The sequence below is a fragment of the Lentibacter algarum genome (assembly GCF_040580765.1).
GTDB lineage: Bacteria > Pseudomonadota > Alphaproteobacteria > Rhodobacterales > Rhodobacteraceae > Lentibacter > Lentibacter algarum.
The window spans coordinates 2,639,060-2,657,725 of sequence record NZ_CP158687.1 but is presented as its reverse complement, the minus strand read 5'-3'; the positions used below and the strand labels follow the sequence as shown (position 1 = coordinate 2,657,725).

The following is an 18,666-nucleotide window of genomic DNA, read 5'->3' as shown; positions in this document are numbered from 1 at the left end:
CTTTCCCAAGACATCCTGAGCCGACTTGTGCAAAATCTGCACTCAGGTGTGGGGGACGGATCCCCCACGCCGTTTGGATTTCGCGAAGCGAAATTCGAACCAAACCTAATGCGCCATAAGAACAGGCAGTTTGGATTGCTCAAGCATGTAGCGTGTTGCGCCGCCAAGGATGGCTTCGCGGAAGCGGGAGTGGCCATAGGCCCCCATCACGATTAGATCTGCGTCTATATCGCTGGCGTGGCGCAGGAGCACATCTGAGACACGCGGCATGGTCTTTGACAAAACGTCTATTTCAACATGCACATCGTGGCGCGCGAGCCAAACGGAGAGCAGACCACCCGGATCGGAGCGGTTTGGCCCGTGTTTGGGCGGATCAATCACGACCACATGCACGTTCTTGGCTTGCTTCAGGATAGGCATCGCCGCGCGAATTGCGCCGAGCGCTTCGTCGCTCTCGTTCCAGCCGATGATCACGGTTTCATAGGCGCCAACGGGTGCGCGCTTTTCGGGCACAATAAGCACAGGCACGCCTGCTTCGAAAAGGCAGGCTTCCACAAGGGCTTCTTGTTCTTGGCCGCGGTCATCGCCGTAGGGGGTGGGCAGAACGGCGATGTCAGCAAAGCGGGCGCGGGCAGCGGCGTGACGCCCGATATCGGGCAATTGAGCCACCCCGTGTTCACAACTCCAGCGCAGATCAGTTTTGCCAAGTTGTGCCTCGGCAAAGGCTTCAAGGGCGAGGGCCTCTTCGCCTGCCTTCTCGATGACCTCCTGTAAGATCATCGCATTTGCGCCCGCGTAATAATAACCGGTCTGGCTGCGATCGACACCAAGGCAAAGCGCCTCGAGGTGGGCGTCATTGGCCTGAGCCATGGCTCCTGCATGGTCGAGGATCGGCTTTGCGAGGGCGTCCTGAGATAGGGCTGTAAAGATTGTTTTGTAAGACATGTTTTGTCCTCCGCCATAAAAATTAGGTTCAACTTAGGCTTCAAACGCTGGATTTTCTTTGAACCAGATCAACAAATTTGGGCTGGCTTCTTGATGCAGATCAAGGCGGCGCGACGGCCCTCGGAGGAAAACGACCTCAGTCAAATCCCCCTGACGTGCGGAATCGAATCGTGCGCGGGTAAGACCGAAGGGACGAAACATGGGTAACTACATCAAACTGGTTGTGCTCGGGATGATTGCGCTTTTTGCGCTGATCGCGACCAACTACGCGCGTGACTTGGCATATCTCGTCAACGCGTTGACTGTTGCGCTTGCCGCAGGTGGACTTTTCATCTGGACATTGCGCCAAACAGGGGAGCCGACCAAGACGGTCGATCTTTCCGGTGAATATATGGACGGCGTCGTACGCGCTGGCGTGGTCGCAACGGCGCTTTGGGGCGTTGTTGGCTTCCTCGTTGGGGTCACAATCGCCTTCCAACTGGCTTTCCCCGCGCTCAACTTTGAGTGGGCACAGGGTTTTGCGAACTTTGGACGCCTGAGACCGCTGCACACAAGCGCGGTTATTTTTGCGTTCGGGGGCAACGCGCTTATTGCGACGTCGTTCTATGTGGTGCAGCGGACAAGCGCTGCGCGCCTCTGGGGCGGCAATCTGGCCTGGTTTGTCTTTTGGGGCTTCCAGCTGGTGATCGTATTGGCGGCAACGGGCTATGTGCTCGGTGCGACACAATCAAAAGAATACGCAGAACCTGAATGGTATGTGGACTGGTGGCTGACAATCGTATGGCTCGCCTATCTTGCTGTTTTCGTGGGCACGCTCGTGAAACGCAAAGAGCCACACATCTACGTCGCCAACTGGTTCTACCTCAGCTTCATCATCACCGTTGCGATGCTTCACGTTGTGAACAACCTGAGCATCCCTGTCAGCATCTTCGGCTCCAAGTCGGTTCAGGTGTTCTCGGGTGTGCAGGATGCGATGACACAGTGGTGGTACGGGCATAACGCCGTGGGCTTCTTCCTCACAGCGGGCTTCCTTGGTATGATGTACTACTTCATTCCAAAGCAGGCCGAGCGCCCTGTCTTCTCTTACAAGCTGTCGATCATCCACTTCTGGGCGCTGATCTTCATCTATATCTGGGCTGGTCCTCACCACCTTCACTACACAGCGTTGCCTGACTGGGCGTCTACGCTGGGTATGGTGTTCTCGATCGTTCTCTGGATGCCTTCATGGGGCGGGATGATCAACGGTCTGATGACGCTCTCTGGCGCATGGGACAAGCTGCGCACCGATCCGATCATCCGTATGATGGTTATCTCGGTGGGCTTCTACGGCATGTCCACATTCGAAGGTCCGATGATGTCGATCCGTGCTGTGAACTCGCTTTCACACTACACCGACTGGACAATCGGCCACGTGCACTCAGGTGCTTTGGGCTGGAACGGTATGATCACCTTTGGCGCGCTCTACTTCCTTGTGCCAAAACTGTGGAACCGTGAGCGCCTTTATAGCCTGCGTCTTGTGAGCTGGCACTTCTGGCTCGCCACAATCGGCATCATCCTTTACGCGGCATCCATGTGGGTGACGGGTATCATGGAAGGCCTGATGTGGCGCGAAGTTGATGCAAACGGTTTCCTTGTGAACTCGTTCGCGGACACTGTGAGCGCGAAGTTCCCGATGTATGTTGTGCGTGGCTTGGGCGGAACCCTGTTCCTCGCTGGTGCAATCATCATGTGTTACAACCTCTGGATGACGGTCAAACGTTCGCCGGCAGTCGATGCCACGAACCAGCTCGTCCCAGCAGAATAAGGAAGGATAGAGAATGGCTATTCTTGACAAACACGCGATCCTTGAGCGCAACGTTACGCTCCTTGCGATCTTCGCCTTCCTTGTTGTGACTGTCGGCGGCATTGTGCAGATTGCACCGCTCTTCTGGCTCGAAAACACGATTGAGGATGTAGAGGGCATGCGCCCCTACACCCCTCTCGAGCTGGCAGGCCGGGACATCTATGTCCGCGAGGGCTGCTATGTCTGCCACTCGCAGATGATCCGCCCAATGCGCGACGAAGTGGAACGCTACGGCCACTATTCACTGGCGGCGGAGTCACAGTATGACCACCCGTTCCAGTGGGGCTCAAAGCGGACGGGGCCAGACCTTGCCCGCGTTGGCAACCGTTACTCGGACGACTGGCACGTTGATCACCTGCGCGATCCGCAGTCTGTTGTGCCTGAATCTGTGATGCCCAAATATGGCTTCCTCGAAAATCGTATGATCGAGGGCGAATATATGGGCGATCTTCTGAAGACACATGCCTTTGTAGGTGTGCCGTATAACGAAGAGATGGTGGCGAGCGCGCAGGCCGACTTCCTTGCACAAGCGGACCCTGACAGCGACTACGATGGCTTGCTTGAGCGCTATGGTGAAAACGTCAACGTACGTAACTTTGACGGCCAGCCTGGTATTTCGGAAGCGGATGCGCTGATTGCTTATCTTCAAATGCTTGGCACGCTGGTCGACTTCTCGACCTTCACTGCCGATGCAAGCCGCTAAGGAGGGGTAGATATGGAAACCTATTCACTCTTACGGCAATTTGCGGACAGCTGGATGCTTTTGGCTTTGTTCACGTTCTTCGTTGCTATGATCCTCTGGGTGATGTTTCGCCCAGGGGCAAGCAAGACCTACAGCGATGTGGCGAACATTCCGTTTCGGCATGAAGACAAGCCTGCGCCCTCTGGCGAAAAGGAGGCCTAAGACATGGCTAAACAACCTGTAAAAAAAGAAGATCCTTCAACCACCGGCCACAGCTGGGATGGCATTGAAGAATTCAACAACCCTCTGCCGCGCTGGTGGCTCTGGATTTTCTACGCCTGTATCGTTTGGGCGATCTGGTACTCCATTGCTTATCCAGCTTGGCCGGGTGTGAAGAGTGCAACAGCGGGCTATCTGGGCTTCTCGACACGGGCTCAAGTTGCGGAAGACATTGCAACAGCTGAGGCCAAGAACGCTGCGATCAACGAAAAGCTCGCTTCGGTCGAGTTGGCGTCGATTGCAACGGACCCTGAGCTTGAGGGCTATGCCAAATCAGCGGGTGCTGCTGTGTTCAAGACATGGTGTGCCCAGTGTCACCAGACCAACGGTGCGGGCGCTGTAGGCTACCCCAACCTGCAGGACGATGACTGGCTCTGGGGCGGCACAATGGAAGATATCCATTTGACGCTTCTGCACGGCATTCGCAGCGAGACAGACGATGACTCACGCTACTCGGAGATGCCAGCATTTGGCCGCGACGAGCTTCTTGAAGAAGAAGAAATCAGCCAAGTCGTCAACTTTGTGATGTCTCTGACGCCAAATGTGAACCCACCCCAAGACCCCTCCATGGTCGAAGCTGGTGCTGTTGTCTTTGAAGACAATTGTGCGGCCTGCCACATGGAAGACGGCTCGGGTGATCGGGCACAAGGCGCGCCAAACCTCGCAGATGCGATCTGGCTCTATGGCGGCGACTATGCCGCGATCAGCGAGACTGTGCACAACTCACGCTTTGGTGTGATGCCTGACTGGAACGAACGTTTGTCAGAGGCGCAGATTCGCGCTGTCGCAACATATGTTCACCAGCTTGGTGGTGGTGAGTAACGAGTTCTGAGGGCGTTCGCGCCCTCGGAAGAGACACCGGCGCTTCCGTCCTGTTCGCGCGTTTCCTGGAGGTCCGGTGTCTCTATTTTAACGAAAGGCCGAGGGATAACACCTTCGGCCTTTTGCGTTGAGCGGGGTCGAACAGACTGGGCCATAAGCCGCTGCGCTACAGTCTGGTTTGGCCGATAAAGAACACAAAAATAGACGACTTGATTTAGATTAAGGAAAGGTCTCAGGCCGCTCATTAGCTATGAAGCTAGGCTTGGCTCTTGTTTTTCCCTCGGAAGAAACTGGTGACAAGTGAGAGGCCTCCCGAAACCGGGGGCCAAGAGCTGATGTAAATCGGTCTTTTGACACTGGTGCTTCCGTCCTGTTCGCGCGTTTCAGGAAGCCCAGTGTTTTCTTTTTTATCATACTGCCGCGGAATTCACAGAAAAGATGCGTCAAAAATATAAATTTGATACAGGTCAAAGAGGAACGCGGCCCAGACTGCGAAAACCACAGGGAAGAAACCCCTCTAACGGAGTGAGTCCGTGTCAGATTCTGAATTGAACACCCCCCCGAGCCTATACGCCGCGCGCGAGCCTATTTTTCCGAAAAAGGTCTACGGCAAGTTCCGCAATCTCAAATGGCTGATCATGATCGTTGCCTTGGGCATCTATTACATCACGCCATGGATCCGCTGGGACCGTGGGCCAAGCCTGCCTGATCAGGCCGTTTTGATCGACTTGGCGAGTCGCCGTTTCTACTTCCTTTGGATCGAGATCTGGCCCCACGAGTTCTACTTTGTTGCGGGGCTTTTGGTGATGGCGGGTCTGGGGTTGTTTCTCTTTACCTCGGCTTTGGGGCGCGTTTGGTGTGGTTATGCCTGTCCTCAAACTGTCTGGACCGATTTGTTTATCTTGGTTGAACGTTGGATTGAGGGCGACCGCAATGCGCGGCTGCGCTTGCACCGCCAGAAAAAGTGGGACTTTACCAAAGTTCGGATGCGGCTAACCAAATGGGTCAGCTGGTTCTTGATTGCGCTGGCGACAGGCGGGGCATGGGTGTTTTATTTCACTGATGCGCCGACATTGCTGGGCAATCTACTCCACGGTACGGCACACCCTGTGGCCTATACCACGATCCTTGTTCTGACGGGCACGACCTTCTTCTTTGGTGGCTTCGCACGAGAGCAAATCTGTATCTATGCTTGCCCTTGGCCGCGTATTCAGGCGGCTATGATCGATGAGGACACGCTGACTGTTGCCTATCGTGATTGGCGCGGGGAGCCGCGCGGCAAGCTTCACAAAGGTGTTGTCTCGCCTGACAATGGCGACTGTATTGACTGTATGGCCTGTGTGAACGTTTGCCCCATGGGGATCGACATTCGCCATGGGCAGCAGATGGAATGTATCACGTGTGCGCTGTGCATTGATGCCTGCGACGAAGTGATGGACAAGATCGGCAAGCCGCGTGGCTTGATCGACTATATCGCCCTCACTGACGAAACCAACGAGCGTGCGGGGATGGCCCCAAAGCCGATCTGGAAGCACGTTTTGCGGCCTCGCACCATTCTGTACACAACGCTGTGGTCTATTGTCGGTATCTTGCTTGTGGTGGCGCTGTTCATCCGTTCCGATATCGAAATGACGGTCGCTCCTGTGCGGAACCCGACTTATGTGACCCTGTCAGACGGCTCGATCCGCAACGTGTACGAAATCCGTCTGCTCAACAAACATGGGGAAGACAGACCTTTCCGTGTCACTGTGAAGGGCGATCCGTCTGTGCGGTTGCAGCTGGAAGGCAGCCCCTATGAAACTGTGACTGTCCCTGCCGACAGCACCTATTTGGTCCGGACCTATGTTGTGGCGCCTCCCGGATCGGTGCCTGCAGAGAGTGAACGTGTGGACATCCGCATTTGGGCGGAAGATATCACCTCTGGTGAACGCGCATACAAAGACACGATTTTTAACGGAAGGGCGAACTGATGAACGCTGCTGTCGCAACACCTAAATCAGGCGGAAAAGGCTTTCTCTATTTTGCCGCTCTGTTTTTGCTCGGGCTCGCTGCCAATCTTGTTGGATTATACGGTGGCTACTGGCTCGGGCTTCAGCTGAACAAAGTGTTGGTCGGGCTGGGCGTGTCTTTTGGAGAATACTCTTGGATGATTTTGCCATTCTTTCTGGCGATTATGTTCTGGGGTGTTGCCGCGGCCACTGTGATTGGCTCGTCAGTGACGCGTGTGGGGCAGTTCATGGGAGGGCATATGTTTGTGACTGTGCTCTTGGCCTTCACAACGATTATCGGCGTCAATCTGGCGTTGGCCTATAATGCTGTCGCCACTTTCCCAGGGCTGGAAGTGAAAAACTCCTATGTCGCGAGCCAAGAGTTTAACAAACGCAAGGCCGCGCAAGAGGCCTTGGGCTGGGATGTGAGCGCCAGTGCCGAAGACGGTATCTTGCGGCTTGTTATGAATGGGCCAGACGGCGCCCCTGTCTATCCAACCGAAATGGAAGCGATATTGGGGCGCGCAACCCAGATCAAGGATGATCAGGTGCTTGAGTTTACGCATGATGGCAAAGCTTTTGTGGCGCCTGTGACGCTCGCACGGGGCAACTGGAACATCCGGATGACCGCCACAGCCGAAGACGGCACGCTGTACAGCCGTCGGCTTGTTTTGCATGTGAAGAAGTAAGGAGCCACGCGTGAGTACTGGTATCTCAGCCTGTCCTGCCTGCTCTGCGGCGCCTGCCGCGGAAGACTTGGCCGAACGTGCCGCGCAGAAAGATGCGCGGCTTGCTCTGTCTTTGCCAACGATCCACTGCGCCGCCTGTATTTCTGCGGTTGAACGGCGGCTTGCGGCGGAGCCTGGGGTCAAGAGTGCCCGCGTAAACCTAACGTTGAAGCGGGCAACGATTGAAGCTGAGAAAGACGTGAGCGCGCGACAGCTCGTCGAGGTGCTTGGCGAGATAGGCTACGAGGCGCATGAGCTTGACGCAGGGACGCTGAGTGCGACGGAAACCGACAAGGCAGGCCGCGAGCTTTTGATGCGGCTGGCTGTGGCGGGTTTTGCAGCTATGAATGTCATGCTTTTGAGTGTTTCGGTCTGGTCGGGGGCAGCGGATGCCACGCGGGATATGTTCCACTGGATATCGGCGGCGATTACGCTTCCGACGGTGTTGTTTTCGGGGCAGCCGTTTTATCGCAGCGCTTGGAGTGTCCTCAAGCATGGCCACCTCAACATGGATGTGCCGATCACGCTGGCGATTGTGCTGGCGGTTGTGACCTCCCTTTGGGAGACAACGCTTTCGGGGGCGCATGCTTATTTCGACGCGGCCTTGGCGCTGACGTTTTTCCTGCTTGCTGGGCGGTATCTTGATCACCGCACACGGGCGATTGCACGTTCGGCGGCGGAGGAGCTTGCCGCGCTTGAAGTGCCGCGCGTGACTCTCTTGATCGACGGGGAAGAACGCGAGCTGCCGACGGCTGAGCTACGCCTTGGTGACGTTATTCTGGTGCGCCCTGGTGGACGGATGCCTGTGGACGGCGAAATCGTCGAGGGGCAGAGTGAGCTCGACCGCTCGCTGCTGACGGGGGAGAGCGTACCTGTGTTTGCGGGTGTGGGCCAAGCTGTTTCGGCGGGTGAAGCGAACCTGACAGGGCCATTGAAAGTGCGCGCCACCGCGGTGGGCGAGGAGACATCCTTGCACCGTATGGCGGACTTGGTGGCGATCGCTGAGTCTGGCCGCTCAAAATACACCTCGCTGGCGGATGCGGCGGCCAAGCTCTATGCACCCGGGGTTCATATCCTGTCTGCTTTGGCTTTTCTGGGCTGGTTGCTTTACTCTGGTGACATGCGCGTTGCGCTCAATATCGCTGCGGCTGTTCTTATCATCACCTGTCCCTGTGCGCTTGGGCTTGCTGTGCCTGCAGTGACCACGGCGGCGAGCGGCAAGCTGTTTCGCAAGGGGATGCTGATCAAGCATGAGACTGCGATGGAGCGTTTGGCGCAGGTTGATACTGTTGTTTTTGACAAGACAGGTACGCTGACTGAGGGCACACCTGAGCTGACCAATGGAGCGACGATCTCGCGGCAAGATATGGCGCTTGCTATGGCGCTTGCGGAAGGGTCTTCACATCCGCTTTCGCGCGCGATCTGGGCGGCGGGCAAAGCGACGGGTGTAACGCCTGTGGTGCTGACTGCGCAGAGCGAGGTTCCCGGTTATGGGGCGGAGGGTTTGCTTGATGGGCAGCGCGTCCGTCTTGGGCGTGCCGCGTGGGTTGGCGCAGACGCGGGTGAGCAGACCAGCAGCTGGCTGCAACGTGGCGAAGGCCCAGCGGTGGCTTTTGAATTTGCCGACAGTTTGCGCGCAGGCGCAGAAGAGGCTGTGAGCGCGCTTAAGGCTTCGGGGAAAAACGTGATCTTGATGTCAGGGGATACGCGCCTTGCCGTTGAGGCGATGGCAGCGCGGCTCGGTATTGAAACATGGATTGCCGAAGCACTGCCGCGTGACAAAGCTGAGCGTATCGCGGCGCTCGCGGCAGAGGGCCACCATGTCCTGATGGTCGGGGACGGGCTGAACGATACGGCGGCACTTACGGCGGCGCATGTCTCGATCTCGCCTGCGAGTGCCTTGGATGCGGCCCGTGTGGCCAGCGATATTGTACTGTTGGGCGGAAATCTTGCACCCATCGCCGAAGCGACAGAAACAGCGCGCTCTGCTGTGCGCCGTATCAAAGAGAACTTCCAGATCGCGACGATTTACAATATTATCGCGGTACCGCTGGCTGTAGCGGGGATGGCGACGCCGCTCATCGCGGCTTTGGCGATGTCGACCTCCTCGATCACAGTTTCGCTCAATGCTTTGCGTCTGAGAGGATAGGATTTGAATATTCTGAGTTATCTGATCCCGATCTCTTTGATCTTGGGTGCTGTCGGGCTCGGCTTCTTTATCTTTACGCTCAAGACCGACCAGTATGACGACCCAGAGGGGGATGCGCGCCGCATCTTGTCAGACGAGTACGACAACAAGCCCAAGCAAGACTAGGCCGGACGGACTGAGCTTAAGTTTGTGTGTCGGTTCTGCGCCTTCGGCAGGCTTAGCCTGGACCCATCATGAAGCACGTGACATTGCGCGCCTGAAGCCGGCGGCAGGCAGTTTCTGCCCTTTCGCGCGTCAGGCCGTTGAAGTTTGCTTCAAAGCCTTTGGGACGTTTCACAACACTGCGCAGAGAGCCATCGAGGGTTTCCATCTCGTTGAGGGCCGTCTTGAGCAGGGCGCGCTCGGCTTGATAGCGTGAGTTGAAGCGGCCCACGTTGATACCCCAGTGTTTGCCACCCGATGTCGAGAGGCGGGTGACCACTTCACGTGGCTGTACCGCGGCTCGGGGCTGAACAGAGCTTTGAACGGAGGCAAGGACCAGATCGGTCGGCCGAGCTTCGGGCTTGACGGAGGGCGCGACCACGATATTTGCGGCTTGGGCCTGTTGCAGAGCTTCTTTTATATCGTCCTTCATCGCCACAAGCACAGGTTCAGGCTCTGCCATTGGGCGCATTTGTGGCCGCAGGCTTGTTTTGACCGCAGTGATCAAGCGAATGGTTTTGCCAGCTTTGCCGTCGTTTGAGCCGCCATTGTCGGCGATCAGCGGGCCTGTCTCTGTGCCGTAGTCAGGCGTGTCGGGCTTGTTGATCCGCGCGCGGCTTGGCGCTTTGCGGAAGCCAAGGTCTAGCAGTTCAGCGATGCGGGCGTTGCGTGTGGCTGTGGAGCGGCCGCCAAAGACCGTGGCAATGATACGCTCGTTGCCGCGCTGGGCAGAGGACACGAGGTTGAAGCCAGCTGCACGGGTGTATCCCGTCTTGATCCCGTCGGCGCCTTTGTAGGCGGCGAGAAGGCGGCGGTTTGTGTTGGCGACTTCGCGGATGCCTGCGTCAGCGGTTCTGCGCGAAAAGAGGTTGTAATACTCGGGGTAGTCATAGAGCACGTGACGGCCAAGAATGCTCATGTCACGCGCTGTCGACATGTGTCCGCTTTCTGTGAGCCCGTGTGCGTTTTTAAAGGTTGTGCGGGTCATGCCGAGGGCAAGAGCTGTGCGGTTCATGCGGCGGGCAAACTTGGCCTCCGACCCTGAGATAGCCTCGCCGATGGCGGTGGCGCAGTCATTGGCGGATTTGATGGCCGCAGCGCGGATGCAGTGGCGTAGCTTGATGCGCTGGCCTGCCTGAAGCCCGAGCTTGGACGGCGGCTCGGAGGCTGCGTTCTTGGAAACGCGGATGTTTGTGTCGAGGCTGATCTCGCCTTTTTCGACCGCTTCAAAAGCGATGTACAGCGTCATCATTTTGGTGAGAGAGGCGGGGTGAAGGCGCGTGTCAGCGTTTTCGGAGTGCAGAACTTCGCCTGTTCTCGCGTCCATGACCAGTGCAGCATAGGGTGCTGCGACCGCGGCCATTGGAAGCGCAATCAGCATCATTATCCATGCAAAGAAGATCTGGCCCAAACGGACCATAGAGATACACTGTCTCACAGCTCTTGCCTTTTTCTGCCTCAGATGCCGCCGATTTTCTCGGCTGACGAATTTATTGAATAAAGGCTAACATATCGCCGCTATTGAATAAAGTTTTCATTTTATGCTGGAGTCGATGAATTTTCGGCACATCTAGTGGTCCTTGGGGGAAGACCCCCTAGATGCTGCATTGTGGCGAGAATGTGGCGGGGTCTGCGGCGTTTTGAGGCGGCAGACCCAGCGGGTGATTTGCTCAGGTCAGCTTGACGATTTGCTTGCCTATATTGCGCCCTTCCAGAAGCCCCATGAAGGCGCGGGGGGCATTTTCAAGCCCCTCGACGATATCTTCGAGGTAAGCAAGCTGGCCTGTGGCGACGAGCGGTGCGACCTCTTTGAGGAAGGTGGGATACTCATCATAGTGGTTTGAGATGATAAAGCCATTCACCGACATCTGCTTGACCAGAATGGAGCGCCAGAGCACGGGAAGCCTGTCTGGCCCCTCCGCGACAGCTCCGCCGCCGAGCGCGCCTGCGTTGTAGCCTGAGATCATCCCGCACACGGGAATGCGCCCGAAGGTGTTCATCAGGGGCAGCACGGCTTCAAAGACTTTGCCGCCGACATTTTCAAAGTAGATATCAATGCCTTTGGGGGCCGCTTCTGCAATGGCTTTGCGCAAGCTGCTGGCATTTTCATGTGCATGGTGGTCGATTGCCGCGTCAAAGCCAAACTTCTCAAGCGCCAGCGCACATTTGTCTGCGCCGCCTGCGATAGCGACGGTGCGGAGGCCGCGCGCTTTGGCCATTTGGCCAACCATGGAGCCGACAGGGCCTGTTGCAGCCGCGACAACGAGGGTTTCCCCTGCTTTGGGGCGGCCCAGCTGTGTGAGGCCGTACCATCCTGTGAAGCCCGGCATTCCGAGGACGCCAAGGGCTGTTGACGTTGGCAGCGTATCATCGAGTTTGCGCATCTGGTTGGCAGGGAGGCATCCGTGACTTGCCCAGCCGAACATACCAAAGGCCATATCGCCCACAGTAAAGTGCGGGGACTGGGAGGCAATGACTTCTCCAACACCACCCGCTTCCATGACGCCGCCTATGGGCACGGGGGCAGCGTAGCTCTTGGCATCGTCCATGCGTCCGCGCATGTAGGGATCAAGCGAGAAAGCATGGAGGCGCACAAGCACTTCGCCTTCTGCAGGTATTGGCAGTGGTTTTTCGACCAAAGCGAAGTCGCTGTCCTTAGGCGCGCCGACGGGGCGGGCGGCAAGGGTCATTTGCTGCATCGTGTCGCTCATTTGGTCTCTGTCCTTTGTTCTGTGCCGCGATAGCGGAACACGGCTGTGGCTGTCGCGATAAGCGCGCCTGTGCTGTCATGAAGCTCGCCCGAAGCGAAGGCTGTTTTTCGGCCTCCGCCTGTCTTGCGCCCAGTGGCTGTGACGGCCTCACCCGTGGCAACACCGAGGTAATTGACGTTGAGCGAGAGGGTCATAACGAGCTGGCGCAGATCTGGATCACCCGTATAGGCAACGGCAAAGCCCATGGCTGTGTCGAGCAGAGTTGCATGCACGCCGCCATGGAGGATGTGATAGCGATTGCCAAGATGATCATGGAGCGGCTGGGTCAGTGTGCAGGCGCCATCTGACCAATCTGTGACGGTAAACCCGAGAGTTTCCTGAAAGGGGTATGGAGCTTCGATAAGAGAGGTCATGTAACAGTCCTTGCGGCTTTGAGACCCGCTTCGGCGAAGGCGGGAACGTAAGCGCCGAGGCGCTTGGCTTGGTCAGGGGAGGAGGCGTTGCCATCCAACGCGCGCTTGAGTACGCCTTGCAGGATAGCGCCCATACGGAAGTAGGAGAAGGCCAGGTAGAAGCCGAAATTGTCGATGCCTGAAAGGCCACGGCGCGCGCAGTAGGCTGCGATGAACTCTTCATCGGACATCAGGCCGTGGGCAGCGCGGTCAACCCCGAGAAGGCCGCGCCCCTCGGCGCCTTGGGGCATGGACCATTGCATGATCACAGCGGCCAGATCGGCGTAGGGATGACCTATTGTGGACAGCTCCCAATCAAGCACAGCGCTGATCTGGGCGCTGTCAGGAGCGAAGAGAAGATTGTCGATGCGGTAGTCGCCGTGCACAAGGGTGCGCTGGCCGTCGTCTTCGGGCATGTTGTTTTGCAGCCAGTCGATAAGCGCAGTCATATCTGGGATCTTGGTGGTCTGACTGGCCTCGTATTGCTGAGCCCAACGGCTGATCTGGCGGGCGTAGTAATTGCCCTCAGGGCCATAGTCGGCAAGGCCCGCAGCGGTGATATCTACGTCATGGATTGCCGCCAGAACGCGGTTCATCTCATCAATAACGGCGTGGCGTTCGGCGGGTGCGAGGCTGGGCATTGTCGGTTCGCCAAAGCTGCGGCCTTTGATGGCGTCCATGACATAAAAGGCCGAACCGATCACGCTTGTGTCTTCACAAAGCACATGCATGTGCGCGACAGGAACATTGGAGGCTGCCAGCGCCTTTTGCACGCGAAACTCGCGCTCTACGGCGTGCGCTGACTTGAGCAACACCCCCGCGGGCTTGCGGCGCAGCACGTAATCACGCGTTGGGGTTTTGAGCAGATAGGTGGGGTTGGATTGGCCTTGGGCAAATTTTTCGGCCGTCAACGGGCCTGAAAAGTCGTCCAGATGAGTGCTGAGCCACTGGCTGACCGCCTCTGTATCAAGTGTGTTTGCGTCCGTCATTTTTGCCTCAGCTATAGGTCAGCAGCCGCGCTTCATTGGCGGCGGTGATATGGGGTGTTTCGTTGAACGTGCTCAGGTGTTCGGCACGGGGCGTCACGATGAGCCTCGCCATGGCGCAGTTCTTGATCTGGAGTTGCAGCCGGATCATGGCGTCGGCAGGCGCGCCCATGACGTCGCCCACAGTCTGGCCGATGGCGCCACCTGAAGAAACGACAAGCACAGTCTCATGGCCTTCGCTCATCGCTTCGGTGCGGGCTGTGCGCACGCGGGCGGCGAAGGCGGCGTAGCTTTCGGGCGGATCGCTGATTTCACCTTGCTGCCACTCCAATACCGTTTCGCGCAGGGCTTTGAAATGCGCACGGCGCTCTGTGTGCAGGTTGTCAGGGCGGGCGCGGCCAGCATAGCGCGCCTCAAGCAGACCGCTAAAGTCAAACTCGTTGAAGCCTGGGAGGATGCGTGGCGGTACGATATGCCCGAGTGCTTGGTTTATCCCCTCCCACGTTTGGCGGTGGCGTTTTTGTGCGCCAAGGCAGACAGCATCGGGGACAATCCCAAGTGCTTTGAGCGCTTGTCCAAGCGCGCGGGACTGTTCATGGCCAAGCGCCGAGAGCTCGTCATAATCAGCCGCCCCAAAGCTGGCTTGGGCATGGCGAATGAGAATGAGCGTGGGCATTAAGCGCGCTCCAGATAGCGTAGGCCAAGCCAGCGGGCGGCGAGTGCTGGCTTTGTTTGGCCTTCGATTTCGACGCTGACATCATAGGTCAGCATATATCCACCGTCGGCCCGCAGGGATATCTCGGCCAATGTAAAATGCCCGCGCACGCGAGCGCCTGTGGGCACTGGCGAGAGGAAGCGCACGCGCTCAAAGCCGTAGTTGACCCCGATCGCTTCCCCTTGCAGAGCCGGCATTTCATAGACCATGGCAGAGAGCAGCGAGAGCGTCAGAAAACCATGCGCAATCGTGCTGCCAAAGGGGCTTGCAACGCCTGCGGCGTCATCAAGGTGGATGGGTTGCCAGTCTTCAGTCACATCGGCGAAGGCCTTGATGCGTGCAGCGCTCATCTCATACCAGCGGCTTGTGCCGACCTTTTGGCCGAGCTGCGCCTGCATCTGTTCTACTGTCAGTTGGCTGGCCACTAGAGATCCTCGTTGAAGATCGAGATCGGCGCGGCAGATTGCATTCCGCCTGAGAGTGGCAGGATTGCGCCGCTGACATAGGCCCCCGCGCGAGAACAGAGAAACTGGAGCGCGCCTGCGATGTCTTCGGCTGTACCGACGCGGCCAAGTGGCACGCCTTTGGCGGATTCTGCGCGGCCCTCTTCAGAGCCGAGAGCGAAGTCTGTCATCTTGGAGGGGAAGGGGCCAGGTGCGATGGCGTTGACGGTTATGAACTCAGGAGCAAGGTCGTTTGAGAGCACGCGGGTCATGTGGTGCACAGCTCCTTTGGACACGGCGTAGGAATATGTCGCTGTGCCTTTGGGCACCTCGCCCATGACAGAGCCGACATTGACCACGCGGGCGGGGTCTTCAGGGCTGGCGGCTTTGAGGAGCAGGGGCAGGAGTGATTGTGTTAGGTGGAACATGCCTTGCACATTGAGTTTGAGAAGCTTGTCCCAAGCGTCATAGGGGTGCTGGCCCATTGGTGCGCCCCAAGAGCGGCCTGCGTTGTTCATCAGGATGTGAAGTGTATCTGTGCGGCTCTGCACCTCGGCCACCAGAGCGGCGATGCCCTCTTCGGTCGCCACATCCCCGCCAAAGCCCTCAGCTGTTCCTGAATATCCCTTGGTGTTCAGCTCCGCTGCAACGGCCTCGCAGGCCTCAGCTTTGCGGGATGCGATAAAAACCCGCGCACCTGCTGCGACAAGGCCCTCGGCGGCCATGCGGCCAATACCTGTGGCGCCACCCGTGACGAGGGCGACCTTGCCTGTGAGATCAAAGAGGTTTGACGGGGTCATCATGTGCGCAGCTCCGGAAGTGTGTAATCTTCAAATTGTTTTCGTAGGGTGAGTTTGCTCACCTTGCCTGTCGCGGTAAGTGGCAGGGCTTCGACCCAGACCAGATCATCAGGCAGCTGCCATTTGGCGAAATGCTCGGCCATATGCGCGTGCAGTTCTTCAAGGCTGGGCCGCGCCTCACCCGCAGGCACGGCGACAAGAACGGGCCGCTCGTCCCATTTGGGGTGAGCTATCGCAATGACGGCGCAGCTGGCGATATCGGGGTGAGAGATAGCTGTGTTTTCTAGATCAATTGAGCTGATCCACTCGCCCCCTGATTTCACCAGATCCTTGGCGCGGTCCTGAATGTTGAGGAAACCCTGCGCATCGATGCTGGCGATATCGCCTGTGCCAAACCAGCCTTCGGCGTCAAAGGCGGATTTGTTCGCCTCTTCGTTGTTGTAGTAGCCCGAGATGATCCCGTTGCCGCGCACGAAGAGCTCGCCAGCAGCGGCGCCATCATGGGGGAGGCGGTTGCCGTCTTCGTCGTTGATTTTGAGGTCAACACCGAACATGCGGCGGCCTTGCAGAGACTTTTTGTCGATTTGCTCGTCAAAGCTTTTCGACTTAACCCATTCGGGCATTTTGCCGTGGGTGCCGATTGGGCTCATCTCGGTCATGCCCCATGCATGAACGACATCGACGCTTAATTTCTCAAAACCTTCAATCATAGAGCGAGGTGCAGCCGAGCCGCCAACCACGACTTCAGAGAAACCTTCTGGCTTGCGGCGCTGAGCTTTGATCTCGGTCATGAGGCCCTGCCAGACCGTTGGCACGCCCCAAGCGGAGAAGACCTTTTCGCTGTCCATGAGCTTGAAGAGACTGGGGCCATCAAGCGCACCACCGGGCATGACAAGGGAGTGACCCATGAGCGGAGCCGCATAGGGCAGACCCCATGCGTTGACGTGAAACTGTGGCACGACGGGGAGAATTTTGGAGGCAGGCGGATAGCCCGCGCCGAGCACCAGCGTGACGAAAAGCGCGTGCAGCACTGTGGAGCGATGCGAGTAAAGCGCGCCTTTCGGATTGCCTGTTGTGCCGGAAGTATAACAAAGCGCGGCGGCTGTATTTTCGTCCATCTGTGGCCAGTCGATATGCTCTGGCTGCCCTTGGAGAAGCTCCTCATAGCAGAGCGCGCCAAGCGTATTCTCAGGCATATGGGCGCGGTCCGTCATGACCACGTAGGTGAGGCCTTGGGGCAGGTGATCTTTCACAGCCTCCAGAAGCGGCACAAATGTAACATCGGTGAAGAGCATCTTATCGGAGGCATGGTTGACGATATAGATTAGCTGTTCGGGGGATAGGCGCGGGTTGATTGTGTGCACGACCGCGCCGATGCCCGAGACGCCATAGTAAAGTTCAAAATGGCGGTAGCCGTTCCAAGCAAGGGTCGCCACGCGATCCCCTGTCTCGATGCCTTTGGCTTTGAGTGCATGTGCAAGCTGGGCCACACGTGCCGCTGTTTCACGGTAGGTTTGGCGGTGAAGGTCGCCTTCGGTGCGCACTGATATGATCTCACTGTCGCCATGTGCATCGGCGGCGTAGTTCAAAATATCACTGATCAACAGCGACTGCTGCATCATCATGCCCTTCATTGGGGCCTCCTCCCGTTTGTTTTGCGCAAGCCTAACCGTGAGACAGGGCGAACTCCAAGCCTGTTTCGCGGGGGCTGTGCTCGTGACGTTGCGACGGAACAGGGGATTCAAATCCTGCCAGAAATCTGTGATAGGGAGAACAGACAGTTTAAAGGAATCAGTCCATGCCTCTTTCACCCGATCATATCCCCGCCGATTTGCTGCCTGTGATGGAGGCGTTGACCCGTGTCGGGCGTGACGTTGCCGCGATCATTGCACGTGGTGCGCTGGGCGACTCGCTCAGTGTTGAAGTGGGTGAGAACAGTGATGGCGACGGGCAAAAGGCGCTTGATGTCATGGCGGACGAGATGTTTGAGGCCGCGCTGCGCGATACGGCTGTGCGCTTTTATGCCTCCGAGGAACAAGAGGGTGTGCTTGATCTTGGTGCGGGGAAATATGCTTTGGCGATTGATCCGCTTGATGGGTCTTCCAATATTGATGTGAACGTCTCTATTGGGACGATCTTCTCGATCTTTGAAGCAAAGGACGGCGCGGAAGAGAGCTTCTTGCGGCCTGCGGGAGAGCAAGTGGCTGGGGGTTACATCGTGTTTGGGCCGCAAACAGGCATGGCTGTGACCTTTGATGACGGTGTTCTGATCTATGCGATGGACCCCGAGACGGGCGAGTTTGTCCTTGTCGAGACCGACAAAAAAATCCCTGCTGCGACGAAGGAATACGCGATCAATGCGAGTAACCGTCGTCACTGGGTGTCTGGCGCGAAGGCTTATATTGAAGAGTGTGAGGCTGGAGAGACGGGGGCAAAGGGAAAGAACATGAATATGAGATGGGTTGCGAGCCTTGTGGCGGAAACCCACCGTATACTGACCCGCGGTGGTGTGTTTCTTTATCCTGCAGATGCGCGCAAAGGCTATGAAAACGGACGCCTGCGCATGCTTTATGAGTGTGCGCCGATTGCCTTTTTGATTGAGCAGGCGGGGGGAGCCGCGCATGACGGGGAGGTGCGGATTTTGGACAAGACTGCCCCAGAGCTGCACGCGCGCACGCCATTTATTTTTGGCTCAAGTGATGAGGTCGCGAGCGTGAAGGCGCATTACGAGGCCTGAATTCGAATGGCCCTTTGGGCCATCCGACCGGTTGGGGGCGCTGCGCCCAACCCCCGGGATATTTTTGGAAAGAAAAAGATCAGGGATTGTCCCGCTTTCGAATGTTTTGTTTTCGCTAACGGGCTGGCTCTTTTGGCGGGAGGCGTGATAAGCAGGCGCAAATCTGCTTTTTTACATCACGAGGT

The 18,666-nt window shown here is 57.5% G+C and carries 18 protein-coding genes; 9 read left to right on the top strand and 9 right to left on the bottom strand.

What is annotated here, in order from left to right; all coding sequences use genetic code 11:
- Nucleotides 1-105: 105 nt before the first annotated feature.
- Complete coding sequence (locus DSM117340_RS13235; RefSeq protein ID WP_271437393.1) at nt 106-945, bottom strand: universal stress protein; 840 nt, start codon at nt 943-945, stop codon at nt 106-108.
- A gap of 199 nt (nt 946-1,144) precedes the next feature.
- Between DSM117340_RS13235 and ccoN the strand changes: the two genes are divergently transcribed.
- From ccoN to ccoS, 8 genes are all read left to right on the top strand, one after another.
- On the top strand, nt 1,145-2,749 hold the full coding sequence (ccoN, locus tag DSM117340_RS13230) for a cytochrome-c oxidase, cbb3-type subunit I (protein WP_089892530.1): 1,605 nt from the start codon (nt 1,145-1,147) through the stop codon (nt 2,747-2,749).
- Nucleotides 2,750-2,762: 13 nt separating this feature from the next.
- Nucleotides 2,763-3,491 (top strand): cytochrome-c oxidase, cbb3-type subunit II, encoded by a 729-nt coding sequence (gene ccoO / locus DSM117340_RS13225; RefSeq protein WP_089892526.1) that lies wholly within the window; start codon nt 2,763-2,765, stop codon nt 3,489-3,491.
- Nucleotides 3,492-3,503: 12 nt separating this feature from the next.
- Nucleotides 3,504-3,692, top strand: coding sequence for a cbb3-type cytochrome c oxidase subunit 3 (locus tag DSM117340_RS13220; RefSeq protein WP_089892523.1), 189 nt, complete (start codon nt 3,504-3,506; stop codon nt 3,690-3,692).
- Nucleotides 3,693-3,695: 3 nt separating this feature from the next.
- Nucleotides 3,696-4,571 carry a cytochrome-c oxidase, cbb3-type subunit III gene (ccoP, locus tag DSM117340_RS13215; protein ID WP_089892520.1) on the top strand — a complete coding sequence of 292 codons (876 nt, stop codon included), beginning with the start codon at nt 3,696-3,698 and terminating at the stop codon, nt 4,569-4,571.
- A 533-nt stretch (nt 4,572-5,104) separates the two neighbouring features.
- The gene (gene ccoG, locus DSM117340_RS13210) at nt 5,105-6,541 is read left to right on the top strand and encodes a cytochrome c oxidase accessory protein CcoG (protein WP_089892517.1); all 1,437 of its coding nucleotides are present in this window, start codon (nt 5,105-5,107) and stop codon (nt 6,539-6,541) included.
- The gene (locus tag DSM117340_RS13205; protein ID WP_333908506.1) at nt 6,541-7,248 is read left to right on the top strand and encodes a FixH family protein; all 708 of its coding nucleotides are present in this window, start codon (nt 6,541-6,543) and stop codon (nt 7,246-7,248) included. Before ccoG ends, DSM117340_RS13205 begins: the two co-directional genes overlap by 1 nt.
- 10 nt (nt 7,249-7,258) lie before the next feature.
- The gene (locus tag DSM117340_RS13200) at nt 7,259-9,436 is read left to right on the top strand and encodes a heavy metal translocating P-type ATPase (RefSeq protein ID WP_089892514.1); all 2,178 of its coding nucleotides are present in this window, start codon (nt 7,259-7,261) and stop codon (nt 9,434-9,436) included.
- Nucleotides 9,437-9,439: 3 nt separating this feature from the next.
- Nucleotides 9,440-9,601 (top strand): cbb3-type cytochrome oxidase assembly protein CcoS, encoded by a 162-nt coding sequence (gene ccoS / locus DSM117340_RS13195; protein ID WP_089892511.1) that lies wholly within the window; start codon nt 9,440-9,442, stop codon nt 9,599-9,601.
- 52 nt (nt 9,602-9,653) lie between these two features.
- On the opposite strand, the gene DSM117340_RS13190 is transcribed toward ccoS, so the two are convergent.
- The 8 genes from DSM117340_RS13190 to DSM117340_RS13155 form a co-directional block, all read right to left on the bottom strand.
- Nucleotides 9,654-11,018, bottom strand: a complete 1,365-nt coding sequence (locus tag DSM117340_RS13190; RefSeq protein WP_089893657.1) for a D-alanyl-D-alanine carboxypeptidase family protein — start codon at nt 11,016-11,018, stop codon at nt 9,654-9,656.
- Between the two features lie 289 nt (nt 11,019-11,307).
- A complete protein-coding gene (locus DSM117340_RS13185) occupies nt 11,308-12,348 on the bottom strand; it encodes an NADP-dependent oxidoreductase (RefSeq protein WP_089892509.1) in 1,041 nt (346 codons plus the stop codon).
- Nucleotides 12,345-12,761 carry a PaaI family thioesterase gene (locus DSM117340_RS13180; protein ID WP_089892506.1) on the bottom strand — a complete coding sequence of 139 codons (417 nt, stop codon included), beginning with the start codon at nt 12,759-12,761 and terminating at the stop codon, nt 12,345-12,347. Before DSM117340_RS13180 ends, DSM117340_RS13185 begins: the two co-directional genes overlap by 4 nt.
- Nucleotides 12,758-13,789, bottom strand: a complete 1,032-nt coding sequence (locus DSM117340_RS13175; protein WP_089892503.1) for a phosphotransferase family protein — start codon at nt 13,787-13,789, stop codon at nt 12,758-12,760. The genes DSM117340_RS13180 and DSM117340_RS13175 overlap by 4 nt, the downstream gene beginning before the upstream one ends.
- Before the next feature lie 7 nt (nt 13,790-13,796).
- Entirely contained in the window at nt 13,797-14,462 is a 666-nt protein-coding gene (locus DSM117340_RS13170; protein ID WP_271437391.1) for a histidine phosphatase family protein, read from the bottom strand.
- A complete protein-coding gene (locus tag DSM117340_RS13165) occupies nt 14,462-14,926 on the bottom strand; it encodes a MaoC family dehydratase (protein WP_245724449.1) in 465 nt (154 codons plus the stop codon). The genes DSM117340_RS13170 and DSM117340_RS13165 overlap by 1 nt, the downstream gene beginning before the upstream one ends.
- Nucleotides 14,926-15,744 (bottom strand): SDR family oxidoreductase, encoded by an 819-nt coding sequence (locus DSM117340_RS13160; protein WP_089893651.1) that lies wholly within the window; start codon nt 15,742-15,744, stop codon nt 14,926-14,928. Before DSM117340_RS13160 ends, DSM117340_RS13165 begins: the two co-directional genes overlap by 1 nt.
- Nucleotides 15,744-17,378 carry a long-chain-fatty-acid--CoA ligase gene (locus DSM117340_RS13155; protein ID WP_089892498.1) on the bottom strand — a complete coding sequence of 545 codons (1,635 nt, stop codon included), beginning with the start codon at nt 17,376-17,378 and terminating at the stop codon, nt 15,744-15,746. The genes DSM117340_RS13160 and DSM117340_RS13155 overlap by 1 nt, the downstream gene beginning before the upstream one ends.
- Nucleotides 17,379-17,542: 164 nt before the next feature.
- Between DSM117340_RS13155 and DSM117340_RS13150 the strand changes: the two genes are divergently transcribed.
- Nucleotides 17,543-18,481, top strand: a complete 939-nt coding sequence (locus DSM117340_RS13150; RefSeq protein WP_089892495.1) for a class 1 fructose-bisphosphatase — start codon at nt 17,543-17,545, stop codon at nt 18,479-18,481.
- The last annotated feature ends 185 nt before the right edge of the window (nt 18,482-18,666 follow it).

Excerpts from the sequence above, each read along its gene's own strand:
- DSM117340_RS13175 (WP_089892503.1), bottom strand. The coding sequence starts at position 13,789 with ATGACGGACGCAAACACACTTGATACAGAGGCGGTCAGCCAGTGGCTC.
- DSM117340_RS13205 (WP_333908506.1), top strand. The coding sequence starts at position 6,541 with ATGAACGCTGCTGTCGCAACACCTAAATCAGGCGGAAAAGGCTTTCTC.
- DSM117340_RS13170 (WP_271437391.1), bottom strand. The coding sequence starts at position 14,462 with ATGCCCACGCTCATTCTCATTCGCCATGCCCAAGCCAGCTTTGGGGCG.
- DSM117340_RS13220 (WP_089892523.1), top strand. The coding sequence starts at position 3,504 with ATGGAAACCTATTCACTCTTACGGCAATTTGCGGACAGCTGGATGCTT.
- DSM117340_RS13155 (WP_089892498.1), bottom strand. The coding sequence starts at position 17,378 with ATGAAGGGCATGATGATGCAGCAGTCGCTGTTGATCAGTGATATTTTG.
- DSM117340_RS13150 (WP_089892495.1), top strand. The coding sequence starts at position 17,543 with ATGCCTCTTTCACCCGATCATATCCCCGCCGATTTGCTGCCTGTGATG.
- ccoP (WP_089892520.1), top strand. The coding sequence starts at position 3,696 with ATGGCTAAACAACCTGTAAAAAAAGAAGATCCTTCAACCACCGGCCAC.
- DSM117340_RS13190 (WP_089893657.1), bottom strand. The coding sequence starts at position 11,018 with ATGCTGATTGCGCTTCCAATGGCCGCGGTCGCAGCACCCTATGCTGCA.
- DSM117340_RS13160 (WP_089893651.1), bottom strand. The coding sequence starts at position 15,744 with ATGACCCCGTCAAACCTCTTTGATCTCACAGGCAAGGTCGCCCTCGTC.
- DSM117340_RS13235 (WP_271437393.1), bottom strand. The coding sequence starts at position 945 with ATGTCTTACAAAACAATCTTTACAGCCCTATCTCAGGACGCCCTCGCA.
- DSM117340_RS13185 (WP_089892509.1), bottom strand. The coding sequence starts at position 12,348 with ATGAGCGACACGATGCAGCAAATGACCCTTGCCGCCCGCCCCGTCGGC.
- ccoO (WP_089892526.1), top strand. The coding sequence starts at position 2,763 with ATGGCTATTCTTGACAAACACGCGATCCTTGAGCGCAACGTTACGCTC.
- ccoN (WP_089892530.1), top strand. The coding sequence starts at position 1,145 with ATGGGTAACTACATCAAACTGGTTGTGCTCGGGATGATTGCGCTTTTT.
- DSM117340_RS13180 (WP_089892506.1), bottom strand. The coding sequence starts at position 12,761 with ATGACCTCTCTTATCGAAGCTCCATACCCCTTTCAGGAAACTCTCGGG.